Genomic DNA, 16,967 nt, shown 5'->3' with positions numbered 1-16,967 from the left:
TTTTTATTCCTCAATATCTACAGTAATTGTTGAACCTGGTTCGGCTTTACCTGAGATGCCTGCTGCATCAAACGTTAGATTTGCGCTTAGTGATTCATCTACATCTACCGTCACATTAGCAAGCGGAACTGTATTTCCTGCAACATGATTACCATCTGTTGTTGCTGTCAGAATCAAGCTAGCAGATTCAACAAAAAATGAATGTTCAAAAAAATTGTAAGAGGCATACCCATCTCGAACAGACCATATTCTTAGCCGGTGTGGCTTGTTTTGAATCAGCACAGCAGCTGGAATTACATAGGTATTCGCACTTATATCAACTGCTTGGTGTAGTACTGTTTCATCTGCATAGATTTCAATAGAATAAGTCACACCTGTTTCTAATGTGATGCCTCCTTCGTAGAATCCTAAAATCTCACCACCAGTTTGCTGTAGTCGATTTCGATGAACCCAAGTCAAAACAATGTCATTTGAAATGACGCTTGTTTCAGGGAAATATGCATCATTTATTTTCACATTTGCCGGTGGATAAGGTCGGATCGCACGTGCTTTGATTTCAACTTGCTGCATATCAACATCATCAATCCCTAAAACACCACTTGGAGTAGTAGTCAGCGCCTTCACGCCAATCACTTCACCTGTGACATATTCAGTAGAATCAACAGTGATAAAGCCATCCGCAAAATAGAGTAAACTGCCTGCGATATGCTTTAGAGGTATGCTATCTAGTGCACCACGTTTTACAGTCAGCAATCCCGTTTCATTCTCATAGGATTGATACACCATGATTTCGTTATTCACGATAATCTGTGTTCCGGTAGTAACCATGTCAATATCACCCGCATTCTTTACAATAAATGCAGTATCTGTTTGCAAAATGTCTTGGTCTAACTCAGCTGTTTCACTGTACTGAATCGTTCCAACCCGCTCAATATCATTGCCAATCCCTGTGTACATCAATGCATTTAATGAATTATTTTGTGGACGTTTCGCCATTACAGCGACATAGCCTGTATCTGAATTAAATGCTAATTCGTCATCTACTGCCTTTTGTCCATTTAATTGCACTGCCTCTAGATAAGACAGCTCTATAGCCTTAAATAAAGCAGGCTGTGGAGGTTTAGGTGTGGTATCGACTGGCGTATCAATCACAATGTTCGAAGAAAGATTGCTTGAATAAGGCACGATTTCTACAAAATCAATGGATACTTCTGTCCCTGTACCCAAGTTGATTTTCATGATCCGAACCAAAATGGTACCACTCCAACGTCTTGGCCATTCAAGCTTTAATACATCATATCGATTCCACTTCCGAGCTTCATAAAATCCCGTACTAAAAGTTCCTTGCCAAACAGGAGTAGATATTTGTTTCAACTTCCATTGGCTCACAACTGCAGCATTACGCTGTACCATGAAGTATGGAAACTTAGCCTCTTCTGGGTTTTCATGACCGTTTAAATTGCGAATAGATGCATTTTCCGATATGGAAAAAGATGAATTTTTAATTGATTCACGATTGTAATAACTCACATTCAACTTATTAATCAGCTCATCTGCAGATGTTGCTCCATCCAACTGCATACTCTTAATTTTGTTGACAGGCAGTGTGTGAACTTCATTCTCTGCAAACCAATCATCACGAAATAGAACCATCTCATATAAGCCAGTTTGACGATTCATTCGGACACCTGCTTCAATGTGTCCGCACAATTCATTGATTGCCTCAAGGCATGATTTCTCTGTTACAGACCAAGATATTCCCAGTTTTTCGGTATAAAGCACATCTGCGGCTTTTTTGAAGTTAACATCGTTGATATCGGACTCAGGCTTATTCATAGCCGTATCATCTGTGAGAATTTCACGAATTTTATGGATAGGATTTATGTCAAAATAGCTGACCTCAGTTTTTGAAATGACATATAAAATAGCATCGGTGATCTGAGTAGATTCCCCCTGTACGATGGGGATTTCATGCTCCATATTATGAAAAGATGCAAGACTACCTATGGTTCCAACGCCTACACCCGCAATTTTTACAATACTACTCACTGATGCAATGTTTTGCTGAGCTGCGCCTACTTCACTCATTGCGCCATCAGATACGATAACCACTAAATCACTTGTGACAGGATTTGTCAGATAAGCAGGTACATCTGCAAATGCCTGTACTGCGTTGGTTAATCCACTCGCATTTAATGCACTAATTGCCCTTGTTAAAATAATAAGGCACTCATTTTTGTTGGCGGCATAAAAACTTTCATGGCTACTTGAGAAGATCGTAATCATCATTTGACTAATTGCAACCACACCAGATTCAATCGAAGAAGCCAAATTCTCAAGCGCTACTTTTAATGCATTTAGTTTAGATCCACTCATCGATCCTGAGTTATCGAGTATGAGTGCAAATCTATTAACTCCTCCTTGCACTCCTTTGATTGTGCCTGCAAAAATTGCAGCCTTGCTGTCATACCACTGCGGTTGCCCATCATTACGCACATGGACGCGTTGTGGCCAAAGCAACATTTCTTTCATGTAGCCTGAGTTGCCATGATAAAACGAGTTGTTATAGTGCTTAGGCGAACCCTGTGTAAATTGACCGATCCCTCCGCTTGTTGCCGGCTTTTTTCCAAGACCACGGAACAACAAATAAGATTGAAAGGGATAACCTGACACCTTTGGAAAGTCAGCGCTATAAGTGGTGTTAGGCAACTGATTTGCAGTTCCTGTATGAATATCAATAAACCCAGCAACCCCACCTTCTTTATCCCCGTATAGATTTGGACTTTCTACACGCAGAAAGGATTCATCATTATCGGGTTTAAAAATCCAGCCGCGATTATCAAAGTTAATCCCAATAAACTTTTCAATTGGATTTCCAATAAAGGTCGTGAGTTTGGCGAAGTATCTTTGACCAATTGTTTGCTTACTGCTTCCGCCCATTTTTTACATACTCCACAACTTGCTGCGCCATGGCATCATTGGTTTGTTCAACAATTTCGATATCGATGCCGTTTTCAAGAAAGGTTGACCAGTCCCAACCTTGAGATAAAAAAAATGCCCGCGATCCGCGAGCACACATTCCTGCTTTTCGAATATCTGACATGTAAATTTTCACTTGCCACCTTTCTGTTTGATATCCGTCGTTGTATGCCCCCAAATATGCGTAATGTTTCCATACATGTGTGGGCTTCCTGCTACGTCTGAAAAAGAAACACCTTCATCAGCAATCGTTCCATCAAGCTGATTGGCGGTTTGCTGGTTTTTCTTTTGCGCTTTGCGCATGGCGTAGTAGCTATAGGCTGCTGTGACCACCATCAGCGCAAGCATGGCGTAAATCACCCAAGGTGCAATAACCATTCGACACCTCGCTTACTTAATCAATTGGGTAAAGATTGGATTGCTGTTCGGGATGAATTGATGCCCGGCATAACGCGCCCAATTGTTAAACTTTTCATCACACATTTTTTTAGATTGGTCGCAACCAGGTACAACTGAGAAAACATCACCCACCGCTAAACCCACATGTTGACGATACAGCGTAAAGCTATTCGTGGTACTAGTCGTGATTAAGGTATGTACTCCACCTTTCAGCATCAACCCCAAATTCAGCCATTGTTCTGGGTAACTCTTGGTTTCCATTATGGCTTGTCCTTCTTCATCAAACATTGGATTGCCATCTGCATCCAGAACCTGAGTGGGAACCACATTGAAAGAAACCTTTAAGCCGTCAATCGCAGTCACTTCAACCTCAAATGACCACTCCTCAAACTTAAGCCCGCACCAGCGGTCATAGATTGAGTTTGGGCAAGAGTACTGAAACTTGCGCGTCAAAATATTACGATTTAGGTAAGATTCTCCCGTTTCACACACCAAGGTCACGGTATCTGCATCTTCATCATACTTTGGCTGGGTCACACGGCCTTTATGCAGGACCAATGTTTCGCCTTGGTAAAGCTCAAGGATGGTAATCGTCACACCACCATAGAAGATCTTGCCTGCAAAGATAGCAGCCAAATCTTCACCCTCAGCATTGAGTAAATGCATCTGCGGAAAGGTCACTTCGGTATCACATTTATCAATACTTTCATCTTCAATGGCTGTTCGTTGCAGTCCACGGATCGGCAGATACTCAATCCCTGCATGTGTGATCGCTTTGCGATGATCCGTAAAATACCAAGCACGTGCACCATGCTTGAGTTGATATAACTCGGCTCTGTTTCTCATGATGATAGTTCCACAATAAGCACCGTCACTTGTGTAATCTGTGCACCTAAAAATTGAAATTCGATTTGATCTGCATCAAAACGGTGTAAGCCCAAATAGCAAATGGTTTGGATGTCGTTGCTGTGTGCATTGATTGCAGGTGACACCGTTAAAGAACCGCCAGTTTTTGCAGTAACCTCATGCGCGGTCCACGTTCCATTTTTACGCTTTACCGCAATATGCTTACGATCGGCCTCAAGCAAATACTTGGTATTGGTACTCAGTGAAGTGGTGATATTTGCCGTATTCAAAATATTGAGATGTTTCTCATATAAAGGCATCCAAAAGGCTTGATAACGCCCCATGCGTCGAAATAAAAATCGGCGGTATTCGCTATATTGATCCCAACCCTTCAGCACAGACTTAAATGGTTTTAAGTAACGGGGTTTCTTCCAGTGGGTGAATTGTTGAAATCCGCCCACATCAGCATCCACAATGTTTTGGTGCTGCATCAGCGTCATTTCTAAAGCGCTGCCATCCAAAAGCAACGGTTTAAAATAGATATCCTCGCCCTGGTACTGTGCAGGAACATCACCGCTATGCTCGGGTGAATCTTCGGCCAATACGCGAAAAACTACGGATGAGCTTGACCAAAACCCGCCTGTGCTAATCGATGCATCACCCTCGATGATGCAGATCCGCAGCGGCATGATTGAAGCATTTGATACAGTCACATTCCGGGCTAATCGGAATCCATCCTGATATTCCGTTTCTAAGGCTTGAAGAATCTCATCTGTTTCAGGATCTCGGATTTCTTCCTGAGTAATGATGTATCGGCCGACTGCAGTAATCTCTACAACCTGAAAACCTGCTGCTGATTCAATTAAAGCAAAGCCGACTCTGAGGTCGGCTATATGGGCTGCTGTAGACAGTGGGATGTAATCACTCTCATCAAGATCTGGAATCAATTGTCTGAACTGGGGTAATGGAATTCCCCATAGATTACGCAAGTTGGCATAGAACATATGAAACATGTCGCCCATCACTTTCTGCATATTCACGTAATTGAAACTGAGGACCTGTCTTGGTGCATCCCGCTGGATGTAACGATCCTCACTACTGTCATAAGCCTCATGAACTTCGGTTTTAAACTCCAATCGCTCAGTCGAATTCAATAGCGGGCAATTTGTTAATACATGCACCTCACCATACTGGGTTTGTATTTTCATTTTGTCCTCAAATTACTTAGGATTTAAACTTTGCTTTTATTACGCTTCATGTGATAAAGAAAGGCCTTCTCCCCATCAGCGCTATAGAGCATATCTTTAGCCTCACTCTCATCTTTAACCATAATGACTCGAAGATTGTTATTGATTGGCTGGCTTTTCGGTGACTGAGAACCCATTTGGTTTAAATAACTTGTCAAATCCTTGTTCTGACGCGCATTTAACACACGCTCCCCTTTGTCGAGCAACCATGTTCCCTCACGTGGCACATTATCAATACCATCATGGGCCATACCTGTTAAGCTCACCCCCTTAATTTTTGCTGCTTGTGCAACCTGTAATGCTGCAGCAGCCGCACCAACAACTGGTGCAATGTAAGGCCCGATGTAAGGTGTTCCAACCACGGCGTCATATGCCTTCGAATATGCTGCAGGAATATTCAACATTGCCTGAGCAACAGCAAATGCTCTTTGAGCAGCAAATAGCACAGCATAGGTTTTTGAATTCTCATCAACTAATTCAGCAAAACCACCGAACATCCCTTCCATGTAGCTTGCAGTTGATTGCATTTGAAGTTGAAGTTTTGCATTTTGATAAGCCTCTTCATTCAGTAAATCCAGTTCCCGCATTTTATCCAACACTTCAAACTGCTGGATTAGTGGTGACTCATCAAACCCCATTACTCCACGATAATCACTGATTGCATTATCGCGCTCATAACTCTGTTCAATATTTTGGTCCGAACTAGCCTGCTGTAATAAAGCCTCCCTCTTCTCAGGCGAATAACTTGCAGAATTGAGGATTTCTTCTCTAACAAGTGCGTAATACTCTTGAGCGTATTCCGTTGCTGACATCCAGTTGCGCTTAGTCTCAAGTAACTGCTTCTGTTGAGAAATTTTGAAAGCAGATTCCTCTAACTTAAAATTTTCTCTCAGAGCTTGAAGTTTGGCTTTTTGCTGTTCTTCGGTCAGCCTTGTGTCTGCAATAATTTCTTGCCGCTTTATTCCATAACTAAATTCAAGTTTCTGTTTTTCGGTAAATCGGTGTTCTGAAATCTCCCAGCCGAACTGCATTTCAGCAAGCTTTTTCTCTTCAGCATAACGTGCCTTTGTAATAGGGATAAAATCAGACATTCCTGCATCAGTTAATCTCTTAACCTCATCATTCAAATCCATTTCCATTTGTTGAGGAAATGCAGAATAGTCGTATAAGATACGATTGCGTTCTTGTAGGATGCGATTTTGATCTGCAAGAGTTTTACTTGTTTGCTTTACTGCTTTCGCTACTCCATTCTGTTTATCTGCTAACTCGCCTAAACCTGAATTTGTATTATGGATTGTCTCACCTAACTCCCTGACACCGCGCAGCTGCTCAGACTTTTTTGATGTTCCACTATTCCACATTTTATCCAAGCGATCTGCAGCACCCATGATAGTTTCATGCATATCACCTTTGATTTCAGAAGTCAGAGCCGCTATTTCACCACGTGCTTCATATGCTGCTTTAGCAATTCCAATTGGATTCATCTCATACCAATCAGTTTCATTCCACACAGCACCTCCAATTGCGGCCAAACCGCCAAGCGCTTTACCAACTAATTGAATAGCTGTAACAGCGCCAATGGCTATAGACGCAAGGACTTTAAGGGTCTTAGAAATTCCTTCCGCAACCTCTTCAAATTGTACGCCCTGTTCTGATCCTCCAAAAAATGCTTCAGCAATATCAACAAATGCAGGTATTACAGCTTGCATCAATTGGTTTTTTGCCCCCTGCATTTGTAGATCAAGCATGTACACCTGATCCTTTAACGCTTTTGCTGATTCAATGGTTTGGTCTGTCATGATAATGCCAGCTCGTTCAGCCATATCAGCATAAAGCTTTAAACCTTCACCACCGTTTGCAAGAAGTGGATACAAGTCTGTTAGATCGGATGCCATTGATTCAAGATAAAATGACATCTGCTGCTGTGTAACACCAGCTTCTTCAAGCTTGTTAACATACATTTGCAAAGCTTCTGGACCACTAAGCTTTTGCATATCTAAAATTAATTGCTGAGCAGCTTCCGATGATCCTTCAGTTTTCATTGCAATTTGTTCAAAGAAATCTACACCACCACCTGCACCTATTGCAGTTAATTCCCCCAGCTTCTCATTAAAGTCTTTCATCATGTCACTGAGCTTATCTTGCTCAATACCAAAAGCACCCGCACCAGCGGTCATCTTTTGGAATTCTTGGGTAGTTGTGTTGGCCCTAAATGCAAACTTTTCCAACTCTACCGCTTGTTCTGAGGTTGAATAAGCCATACCGGCAAGTGCTGTAACCGCACCCGCACCCATAGCAACTAGTGCAGCACCATAGGTATTTACATGTTGGCGCATGTTTTCAAAACTTACTTTGACTTGCTTTTCGCCATCTTTAATAGGCCCTATAAAGTTACCAATCTTAGTAACCAAATCTAGTGTAAGTGTTCCAAGTTTGGTGCTCATATAAAACCTCAGGCAATAAAAAACCGCCTAAATAAAGGCGGTTTTTAAATCAGTTGGAATTAGATCATACATTCTACGTATAACTGGCTAGCATATTCAGATGCAGTTTTATCCAGGTTCTTCCCACTGTAAGAAATAGGGTATTTGAAGGTATCTGCAACTATTAATTGCATGGCTCTTTTAACAATAGGTTCTTCTGTATTAATCACAGAAAACATTTGCTCTGCTTTGACTCCATTTTGCCGAGATTTAAAAGCACTTTCAGCAAATTTCGAAAGCGCTGCGCAGTTTTTATTTTTTATAACTGGATCTCCGGAATCCTCAGTCTCATTCAAGGTGCCATCGGATGTGTAACTGCTATTTTGTAGAATCTGACTATATTTATCTATAAGATCCGCATTACTAAATGAACAAACAAAAATTGATAAGAAAATTAATATTTTACTCTTCATAGCTTACCCTAAATTTATAAATTAGAATAAGATACTAATTCGGTGTGCAAAAAGAAACCTCCCGAAGGAGGTTGTATTTTTGGTGAATACTCTTAGAAGTTGTAACGCAAACCTGCTTTATAGGTTACACCATCATAGTCGCCAATATAATTTGACGAATAGTTATAATCAATTCCGCCATGCCATGAACATGTACCAGAACCTGTACTATCACTCCATGTGCCATCATTACAGCGAGTTTCTTTTTCACCAGTTATATTAAATGACCACTTATAACCAATTCCTCCGTATAGAGAGAAATTAGGAGTGAATGTATAACCGGCTTCCAATCCAACAGGAATTGTTAAATAAGATGATGTATCAAAACCATCCGCATCCAACACACTAAAGCCTGTACCTAAGGTACCTAATGCATAAAAACCGTTTAGATTAATGAAATTTAGATGACCACCAAATGAAAACTCATATGCATTCCCGTCATATTCATTATTCTGCTGATATTCAAATTTACCCCAAAGACCTTTTTTATGTGGAGAAGTAGAGAAACCTACACCAAAACCTGTAAGATCTTCATCTATATCATTCTCAAACTTTCCGTTCTGCGATGAATATTCCAACATTAAAGACTTATTAAGTGCAGCTTCATTCTTATAACGAACTGGTTGCAATGGCTTATACTGCGTTGCTGCAACTGGTGTATCAGATGCATTTGATAAAGGTGCAGGTTCACCCTGCTGGATCATCAAAGGCTTATTTGCAAACCCCATTGAAGAAGATAAAGATAAAGCCCAGATTACTAAATATTTTTTCATAATACCCCCTTAAAATTATGGAGATAAATTAATCATTATTTAACAAAAAGTCCACTCAGTAGAAAGAAACCAACCTAAGTCAGTTCCCTAAACCTTTCGCAAACATCTCATCGACACTGTATTCAATTTCATCGGGATGATCTTCATGCATCATAAAAGCATAAGCATCAACATCCTTAGCGCCATTGAAAGCAAGGAATGATGCGATTAAATTCCCCAACCCCTGTTCAATTCTCCGCCCAAAAAAAAGTGAGCCATATTTTTGACGATAGGCCCACCACATTTTGTACTCTTTCGGACTTACTTGTCGCTTGGCTTCTTCAATGGTTCTTCCGCCAATTCCGTTGAGGACGAGCTCGCACCAGAACTCTTCTGATTTGAAATCCACTTCTTTCCCGAAAAGTCATTGACCTCATCAACTGCTTTCAACATCGCGCTAATGATTTCAAAGTTCACAGCACCAGTGTCTTTAATTTCAGGAAAGAACTTTTCATCAGGTGATGAGTACACAGATACAAACAATGTTGCCTTTGAGTGCTGATCAACTGTCGCTTTGGAGTTATCATCTAAATTCCATGCGTCAATTGCACTTTTAAGCTCAGCGTGTGATAGGCGTTTTACTAAAATTTCACCTTCAAAAGCCTTACCTTTAGAATCAACAAAACTAATTGTCTTTTCGATCAGCTCGCCTACCCCCGCAGCCTTCTTCGCAGTGGCAAGCGTTAATTTTTTCTTAGCCATAACCTACCCTTAAGGAATTGTGCGCATTGTTTCGTTAACACTAGAAGTGCGTTTAAGCGGATAGTTGTAACCAACAAACTGCCCCTTTTCGAATGTACGTGCAGGTGTTTTCAAATAACTCTCGAAAGCCCACCACATACGGCTAGGTGGAAGAGTGACTACTCCAGCTGCAACTGTTGGTGGTGCATCAGAATGACTTGAACCTAAATACCACATTACTTTTTTTCGTGGATTCGTTTTGGACAATGCAAGAATCTTCAAATGTGATTCATTTTCATCATCAAAGTCAGTTCCTAATGACCCTTCACCCGGTGTTGTTTTCCCTGGATCGAAATTATCTTCGGCATCATCAAGACAAGTCACATCAATATCTTCTTCCGTGTCATCGCCAAGGTTTAGGTTTTTTGCACATTGCACAGCGATAACTTCATCACCATCCACATAGTACAACTGTGATTTTTGTACTTTAATACGCGCCATGAGTAGCTACTCCTCAATTTTTTGGCATAAAAAAAGCACCTCTATAGGTGCTAAATAAAAATTAAATTAAGTGTTAGCGATCGAGCCACCAACTCCCTGAAAAACCACGAGCAAAAAGCTTTGCATTTGACTCGTAGTGACCGATACGTTGTTCGATCAAGCTGTGTTCTTGAAGCACATTACATACAGCTGTTCGAATATCTGAAGCTGTCTTTTGGTTTGGGCTATAGACCATCACCTGATACAAAACATTATCTTGATTAGTGATGTTATCCAGTGAGGTATTTGGGGTGCCCGATAAGTCAGACCAAACCAAATAAGGTGGTGGTGTCTTTTCAGGTGCCACATCTTCATAAATATGCTCACCCAACATGCCAAATACTTGAGCATCAGCCTTCAAGATTCGATAAATAGGTAATTGCTTCATTCGGTCTTGCCCTTCTTGATTGCGGATTCAATCGACTTCATAAACGCCTTGTTAAATTCAGCCGTTACTGCATCAATGTTTTGAGCTAATGCTGGTCTTAAAAATGGAACTGGCGGTGAAGTTGATGTACCGAACTCAATAAAGCGCCAGTAAAAAGTATCGCCGCCCGGGTTCTTGCTGCTTCCGTCGGTGGTGTACTGCTTACCAGCGCGCCCCTTACGAATATTTTCCTTGGTGTTGGCATAGTTTTTCGCCCCACCAAGCACCCCAACTCGCATACGAACGGTGTTTATATCGCGGCTTTTACCATTACGAATCACTAAGTTTTCTTGAATGCTTTCCCGCGTATCAGGATCATCAATACGTGAAGCTCCAACCTTGGCAGCAAAGAGCACTAGTTGCATGCCTTTACGTGCAGCGGATCGAGCACGGCGGTTAACGGCTTTGCCATCTGTCAAAGTTTGGAGTTTTTTTGAAAGTTCATCCATGCCCTCAATCTTAAATTCGACAGACATAAGCACTTCCTTATTTCTCTACACCATGACTGAGCATCAAAGTGCAATAGATTTTTCCATTCTCAGCATCGGGTAAAGGCTCACCAGTAATGCTATAAATTTTCCCATCGTATACAACACGCATGGTTGTATCGATATCGGATCGTTTACGGATCTTACAACGCGCGACAATTTCAGAATTATTGGCCTGTGCAACTAATGTGTCTTTGACAGAAAGCCATGTGACCTTCGCCCAAAGAGTTGCATGTGTGGTCCATAATGGATCTAGGATGTTGCCATCGTCATCACGCGCTGAAGTTAACTTTTCAATACGGATGCGGTGGCAGAGTTCAGGGGCTAAATCCATGTCTATACCCCCATTTCCCTAAACTTTTGCAATAAATCCCAATATGCCTTTGGTTTCCCATCTGCACTGCGGCTATATCGATATTGAACAAAGATAAGACGAGCCGAATCCAAAGCGGCATTATCAACTAGATCAGTTTCATTCACCCGATCAGTTTCTGTTGCAATAATCTTGCGATCGAGATCATTTTGAATAACAACCTCTGCCTCATCAATCCATTGGGTTAAAAGGTCATCTTCTACATCATCATCGATACGACAATGTAATTTAGCTTTCGGAAGGTCGATCATTTTGATTTACCTTTTTGGTTGGAGTTTTTGCTGCTGGTTTTGGTTTATCACCTTCACCCAACTCAACTAAAATACCCTTGGCAACAAGATGCTTTACATCAACCGGATTGGCTTCACGTTGCTCCCCAGTAAGGTAAAACTTATCACCAAGATGCTCACGCATTACTTTATATTTAGTCAATTTCTGCCTCCATAAATTAGGGGCTAATAGCCCCTAATTGGCGTTTATTAAGGTCCAGCAGGAACGATATCACCGTAAATAAATGCTTCTGGGCGATAGACAGCAAGTGCTAAGCGCTCTTCGGCAAGAATCGTGACTAAGTTTTTAACAAAGTCATCTTCGTTCTCTGTAGCAACTTCCACACGCGAAAGCCAGCGGTCAAAAATTTGAGCACCCATTGAAAATGCGCCAGTAAGAAACTTATTGACCGTAATTGCCTGAGTCTCAACTACTGGCAACTTCCATAGTGTTGGGTTGAGCGCACCTTGAGGATTACCAATGATGTATTGGCCTGATGTGTCCTTCAGGGTTTCAATCGCTGCCCAGTCAATTGGGTTTAGAACATGCCCACTTGCAGGATATTCAGCAAGTACTGCTTGCAACATTGCAAAGCGTAGAGTGTCGATTTTACTTTCTGCTGTTGTAGTAACACCTGTAGGTCGAACATATGGTGTTGCTTGCGGGATAATGCCCAGTAAGTTTTGACCTGTACCATCACCATTAAGGATTTGCTGTTCTTCTTTGAATGCCAAACCGTAACGAAGACGACCATCAATATAAGACTGCAACTGTGAAGAATCGTCCAGAATTTGGCGAGAAGCCTTCATAAAGTGGGCAATCACTTTGGCTGTTGTTGATTTAAGATCAAACTTAATATCAGATTGAGCCTTTTTAGCACCTTCTGCTACAACATCAGCATTATTGGTAAACCCAGTTTCTTGAACGAATTCAAGAGCATTACCATCCATACGACCCGGCATAAGCAAATCACGAATTGTAAGCTTACGATCAGGTGGTGGAATAATTCCCGGAATACGTGTAGCTTGCACTAAGTCACCAGCAGATCCGGCCGCATCAGTGGTTGCTGATGTAATGGTTGCTTTAATTTCTAAGTTTGCTTTACCACGCTGTCCTGCTTCACCTTGCAAAGATTTAAACTGCTCAGATTCCACAAATTGACGTCCAAGTGATTTATGCTCCTCACCACCTTCTTGTGGTCGGCGAGCCATTTTCTGCTCTAGCTCATCAATACGGGCTTTTGTTTCATTCAGCTTAGTAATTGCTTCATCGGCAGCTTGCTTTGCACCTTCAGCAATTTTGTCACCATGTTCACGCTTACCTTTGAAGTCTTCGGCGATGCCTTTTACTTCATCAACTTGTTTTTTAAACTCTTGAGCGAGTTGTTCTAAATTTTGATCAGGCATTGCTGACTCCTTTTAAAATATTTAAGGCATTTGAAACTGATTTCGCTTCTTTGATTTGTTCCTCTGACTCGCTCAGAAGAGAGCGCAACCCTTTGCTAGCGATGGCAGTAGATTGCGATTTTGAAAATCCTGACTCTCTCAGGAATTTTTCGAATTCTGGTAAGGTCGGTAACTCACCGTCTTCTAATTTGTTTTTTACAGAAGTAATAAGACTTCGATCATTTGCGGGTTGTGTGACAATCGAAATTTCACCAATATCCACTTCGATTAACTCTCGAACCCCATTTCCTTGCTGATTTGCCTTCTTTGTTGAATAACCAATACTTAAGCCATCAATAGCGCCAGCTTTCAAAAGCGCATATGTCGATTTGGCTCTTGGAACATCATCAATAAGCAATTTCCCTTCAACAAATAGTCCTTTCTCATCTTCATAAATTTGTGTGTAAACACCGATTGGCTCACTGTCGTTGTGATTCCATAGGACTGGCGGCATCTTATTTTTGGACTGCCATTTTTCGAGTGACGCTTTAAATGCACCTGGTAAAATCACATCGTTGTACCAGTCAACATTTCCGAAAACTGCACCATACCCCGAAAAAAAACCGTCCTCTTGGACGGCTTTAAGCTCAAAATTAAAACTTTTTCTAGTCATTAGGTTTCCCCTGTTCTTGTCCCAAAGGCACCATTTGCATTTGCACCATGAGTTTATCGGCTGATGGATCGTCCGCCTTTGGCATATCCTCAAGCTCACGGACTTCATTACGGGTATATAGACCGTTTTGCGTCATCTTCACGTAAAATTCCGCCCTTGCTGTATTGTTAGCTCGCAACAAACCGTCAACCGCGAATTTAGGTCTAAATTGATATTTTTCATGTGGTAGCAAAAGTTTTCGCGCAATGGTTTGTTCGTAACGTACTAACTGAGGATTCAGTGAATAGGTCAAAAATCCCTGATTTGTTTGTTCTAAGCTAGATGCCCATGAACTTGCTTTGTTGGTATGGCCAATCAATTGCGGCGGTACGCCAAAAGCTCTACAAATTTCCTCAATACCAAAGTAACGTGACTCTAAAAGCTGTGCGTCTACTGGGTTAATTCTGATGTTGCTGGCAGAAGATAGTTTCATACCTGCCTCAAGAATCATATATTTCCCTGAATTCTCAGGTTTACTGAATTTTTCCAAATGATTGCGCATTTTTGTGCGTTGCTCACCAGTTAAAGTCTTCTCGCCTGTTTCAAGAAACCCACCAACCTTAAGACCGTTCTTAAACCAATCTTGTGCTTGATTGTTGGCATCAAATTGCATACCAATTGTTTGCGCAAAAAATTGGATTGCTGATAGCCCCACATAACCATCTAAAGTGAATCCTTTAAAATGTAGAATTTCATCATCCTTATAGATTTTTACTTTCCCATTTTCAGTGTAATGGTATTCAAAACTTCCATCTTTTAAGCGTTTTTTAACCATTTCGCTTGGAAACAATGGCTCTAAAGATATAACGCTTCGGTTATTGCGACGAGCAATATAACTATAAGCATTGCCCCATAAATCTAAACACGCCGACTGGATCTGCCAATATTCACTTGCACACATATCTGCATTCGGTGAATCGTGCAAAATTCTATACAGATCATGATCTTTAGCGATCTTCTTATTTGAATCGTATAAGTGTAAAGGCAGTGTTGAAATAGTTTCAGCGCGTAATTTCACACAAGCCCAAACTGCTGAAAGTTTTAGCGCTGTTTCAGGACTAACAACCGCACCACCTGAAGACATATAGCTGTCAAAAGGATGTGAAGTATCACCTTTTCTAAGTTGGGTTCTTCCAGTCAATCGTGACCAGAAACGGGACCAAAAACCCGTATCTTGTAAATCGCTCATGCTATCACGACGTCCTCTAAATACCCGTCAATATCAAAATCCTTAACTTCAGGATTCAAACTCATCAATGCCACGGCGTTAAAAGTCGCAATTAACGGATCAATTTTCCCAATTCCCGAATCTTGCTTTGTAATCCGCATTCCATTGCCGACCATCACGACCCGAGCATTTCCAGCACACCAGGTCATTAGGTCTTGCCCTGCATGGTATAGATTGCCCTCTGCTAACTTACGCTCGGTTGTCATGATATAGCCCATCAACTTATGACCCTGAGGAACTGCGAACATACTTTCTTGTGGGATTCCAACATCAAGAAGACCATCTAAAAGCCCACCGAGCCCTAACGGATCCAGCCCAATTTTGTTGAGCTTACCGCTGTCATAAACCTGCTTTGCAATTAAGGCTAAGTCATCAATATCTTCACCCACTTTTTCAACAATTGTTAGGCTCCCCTCATCCTCAAAGTCTTGGTATTTAGGAATGTTTTCTTTTCGGCGTTCTAAGGCAACTTTATTTGCCCATGCATGATTCCAAAGCCACCAAATACGCGGATCTGCTTTCAAACGACCAAGAGCCGAAAAGCCCAACAAATCATCAAGTCCACCACCATCAATACCTAAAGTAATAACTTCTGATTTCTCTATTAATTGTTCAAGCTTGATTTCTTTAGACTGCTCTAACCAATACTCAGCACCCGCCCAACGGTTTGCCCGTAGATTTATCCCAATTTCTACATTTAAGCGTTTGGCTAGAAAGTCTCGGAAGTCTGTTTCCTCTCCATCGCGGGATTGATCAAAGTCATCTTCAAGCTGTACGGGATCTACAGAAGTTCCATAGTTTGGATTAGGAATATGAAAATTCTCTTTTTTAAGATGCTCTCCATCCTCAATCCACTGTTTTGGAAACTCATAAATCAAAGGTAAAAACTTGTTGTTTTCCTTTATGCCATCCCGAACATCTCGTGCGTAATCTAGTTTCTGCTTGAAAACACCGCATGGTTGTTCATTTGCTTGTGTTGTCAGGTAAATTACACAACCTTCAGGTCGTGAAGCTAAGCCACCTGTAGCCTCACGGAACATACTCGCAGCACCGGCATTCTTTTGAAATAAGTGCAACTCATCAATTAAAATCCACGACGCTTTTTTACCACCTACCGTATTCGACTCTGCTGCAACCACCTTCAGGGTTGCGTTTGTAGATCGATGTGTAATTGTCTTGGTATGCTCTGAAATATTTAGTAATTCACTTAACTCATCATCTGCCTTAATCGCATCACGAATAGGATTGAAAGAGTTATCCGCTACTTCTTTAGTTGGGGCCAAAATAATGAGCTCAGCTGAACCACGATCATTCATAATTAATGCAGTTAGCATAATGAATGCAGCAAGCGTAGATTTTGAGTTTTTCTTTGGTATCAAAAGGAAAAACTCACGTATTAACCGCCGACTGTCATCTTCACTATATGCACCAAAAATCGAAGCAACAAACTCAAAAACCCATGGACGTGTGATTTCACCCATGGTTGGTTGGCCAATCACATCCGTTACAATTAAACTTTTGAATACCTCTAAAGCCATTTCAGCCTCATGAGGAAATAAAGGCTCACAAGGAATTAATGATTTCCCTTTGACGATCTTTTCTTCCCAATCGGGGCAACTGGTACTCCAACTGAGTTCTGTCATTT

20 protein-coding genes are annotated in these 16,967 nt (G+C 41.3%); all 20 read right to left on the bottom strand.

All coding sequences use genetic code 11. The annotated features are described in order from the left end of the window. Positions 1 to 3 precede the first annotated feature (3 nt). Positions 4 to 2,940, bottom strand: a complete 2,937-nt coding sequence (locus JZ787_RS12280; protein WP_346312430.1) for a vWA domain-containing protein — start codon at positions 2,938 to 2,940, stop codon at positions 4 to 6. After that, complete coding sequence (locus tag JZ787_RS12275) at positions 2,924 to 3,103, bottom strand: hypothetical protein (protein WP_278345396.1); 180 nt, start codon at positions 3,101 to 3,103, stop codon at positions 2,924 to 2,926. The genes JZ787_RS12280 and JZ787_RS12275 overlap by 17 nt, the downstream gene beginning before the upstream one ends. Positions 3,104 to 3,111: 8 nt before the next feature. Then, on the bottom strand, positions 3,112 to 3,357 hold the full coding sequence (locus JZ787_RS12270; RefSeq protein WP_339420854.1) for a hypothetical protein: 246 nt from the start codon (positions 3,355 to 3,357) through the stop codon (positions 3,112 to 3,114). Between the two features lie 12 nt (positions 3,358 to 3,369). Then, positions 3,370 to 4,224, bottom strand: a complete 855-nt coding sequence (locus JZ787_RS12265; RefSeq protein ID WP_346312429.1) for a phage BR0599 family protein — start codon at positions 4,222 to 4,224, stop codon at positions 3,370 to 3,372. Continuing rightward, positions 4,221 to 5,432, bottom strand: a complete 1,212-nt coding sequence (locus JZ787_RS12260; RefSeq protein ID WP_346312428.1) for a hypothetical protein — start codon at positions 5,430 to 5,432, stop codon at positions 4,221 to 4,223. Before JZ787_RS12260 ends, JZ787_RS12265 begins: the two co-directional genes overlap by 4 nt. A gap of 23 nt (positions 5,433 to 5,455) precedes the next feature. Continuing rightward, a complete protein-coding gene (locus JZ787_RS12255; RefSeq protein WP_346312427.1) occupies positions 5,456 to 7,915 on the bottom strand; it encodes a phage tail tape measure protein in 2,460 nt (819 codons plus the stop codon). Positions 7,916 to 7,974: 59 nt separating this feature from the next. Continuing rightward, complete coding sequence (locus tag JZ787_RS12250; protein ID WP_346312426.1) at positions 7,975 to 8,367, bottom strand: hypothetical protein; 393 nt, start codon at positions 8,365 to 8,367, stop codon at positions 7,975 to 7,977. 92 nt (positions 8,368 to 8,459) lie between these two features. Beyond that, positions 8,460 to 9,179, bottom strand: a complete 720-nt coding sequence (locus JZ787_RS12245; RefSeq protein WP_346312425.1) for a hypothetical protein — start codon at positions 9,177 to 9,179, stop codon at positions 8,460 to 8,462. Between the two features lie 79 nt (positions 9,180 to 9,258). Continuing rightward, entirely contained in the window at positions 9,259 to 9,462 is a 204-nt protein-coding gene (locus tag JZ787_RS12240) for a hypothetical protein (RefSeq protein ID WP_110975126.1), read from the bottom strand. Positions 9,463 to 9,479: 17 nt separating this feature from the next. Beyond that, positions 9,480 to 9,920 carry a hypothetical protein gene (locus JZ787_RS12235; RefSeq protein ID WP_346312424.1) on the bottom strand — a complete coding sequence of 147 codons (441 nt, stop codon included), beginning with the start codon at positions 9,918 to 9,920 and terminating at the stop codon, positions 9,480 to 9,482. A 9-nt stretch (positions 9,921 to 9,929) separates the two neighbouring features. Further along, on the bottom strand, positions 9,930 to 10,400 hold the full coding sequence (locus tag JZ787_RS12230) for a phage tail tube protein (RefSeq protein WP_346312423.1): 471 nt from the start codon (positions 10,398 to 10,400) through the stop codon (positions 9,930 to 9,932). A 73-nt stretch (positions 10,401 to 10,473) separates the two neighbouring features. Beyond that, positions 10,474 to 10,827, bottom strand: coding sequence for a DUF3168 domain-containing protein (locus tag JZ787_RS12225; protein WP_346312422.1), 354 nt, complete (start codon positions 10,825 to 10,827; stop codon positions 10,474 to 10,476). Then, positions 10,824 to 11,342, bottom strand: a complete 519-nt coding sequence (locus JZ787_RS12220; RefSeq protein WP_346312421.1) for an HK97-gp10 family putative phage morphogenesis protein — start codon at positions 11,340 to 11,342, stop codon at positions 10,824 to 10,826. The genes JZ787_RS12225 and JZ787_RS12220 overlap by 4 nt, the downstream gene beginning before the upstream one ends. Positions 11,343 to 11,352: 10 nt before the next feature. After that, entirely contained in the window at positions 11,353 to 11,688 is a 336-nt protein-coding gene (locus JZ787_RS12215; protein WP_346312420.1) for a phage head closure protein, read from the bottom strand. Positions 11,689 to 11,690: 2 nt separating this feature from the next. After that, complete coding sequence (locus tag JZ787_RS12210) at positions 11,691 to 11,978, bottom strand: head-tail connector protein (protein WP_336956716.1); 288 nt, start codon at positions 11,976 to 11,978, stop codon at positions 11,691 to 11,693. After that, positions 11,956 to 12,159, bottom strand: a complete 204-nt coding sequence (locus JZ787_RS12205; RefSeq protein ID WP_346312419.1) for a hypothetical protein — start codon at positions 12,157 to 12,159, stop codon at positions 11,956 to 11,958. Before JZ787_RS12205 ends, JZ787_RS12210 begins: the two co-directional genes overlap by 23 nt. Before the next feature lie 47 nt (positions 12,160 to 12,206). Beyond that, on the bottom strand, positions 12,207 to 13,403 hold the full coding sequence (locus JZ787_RS12200) for a phage major capsid protein (protein ID WP_346312418.1): 1,197 nt from the start codon (positions 13,401 to 13,403) through the stop codon (positions 12,207 to 12,209). After that, positions 13,396 to 14,055, bottom strand: coding sequence for an HK97 family phage prohead protease (locus JZ787_RS12195; protein WP_336956719.1), 660 nt, complete (start codon positions 14,053 to 14,055; stop codon positions 13,396 to 13,398). Before JZ787_RS12195 ends, JZ787_RS12200 begins: the two co-directional genes overlap by 8 nt. Further along, positions 14,048 to 15,283 (bottom strand): phage portal protein, encoded by a 1,236-nt coding sequence (locus JZ787_RS12190; protein ID WP_346312417.1) that lies wholly within the window; start codon positions 15,281 to 15,283, stop codon positions 14,048 to 14,050. Before JZ787_RS12190 ends, JZ787_RS12195 begins: the two co-directional genes overlap by 8 nt. Further along, the gene (locus tag JZ787_RS12185) at positions 15,280 to 16,965 is read right to left on the bottom strand and encodes a terminase large subunit (protein ID WP_346312416.1); all 1,686 of its coding nucleotides are present in this window, start codon (positions 16,963 to 16,965) and stop codon (positions 15,280 to 15,282) included. The genes JZ787_RS12190 and JZ787_RS12185 overlap by 4 nt, the downstream gene beginning before the upstream one ends. Between the last annotated feature and the right edge of the window lie 2 nt (positions 16,966 to 16,967).

Source organism: Acinetobacter sp. BWR-L5 (assembly GCF_039655985.1).
GTDB classification, from domain to species: domain Bacteria; phylum Pseudomonadota; class Gammaproteobacteria; order Pseudomonadales; family Moraxellaceae; genus Acinetobacter; species Acinetobacter johnsonii.
Note: the sequence above shows the minus strand (reverse complement) of the source record. Positions and strands in the feature narration are given on the sequence as shown.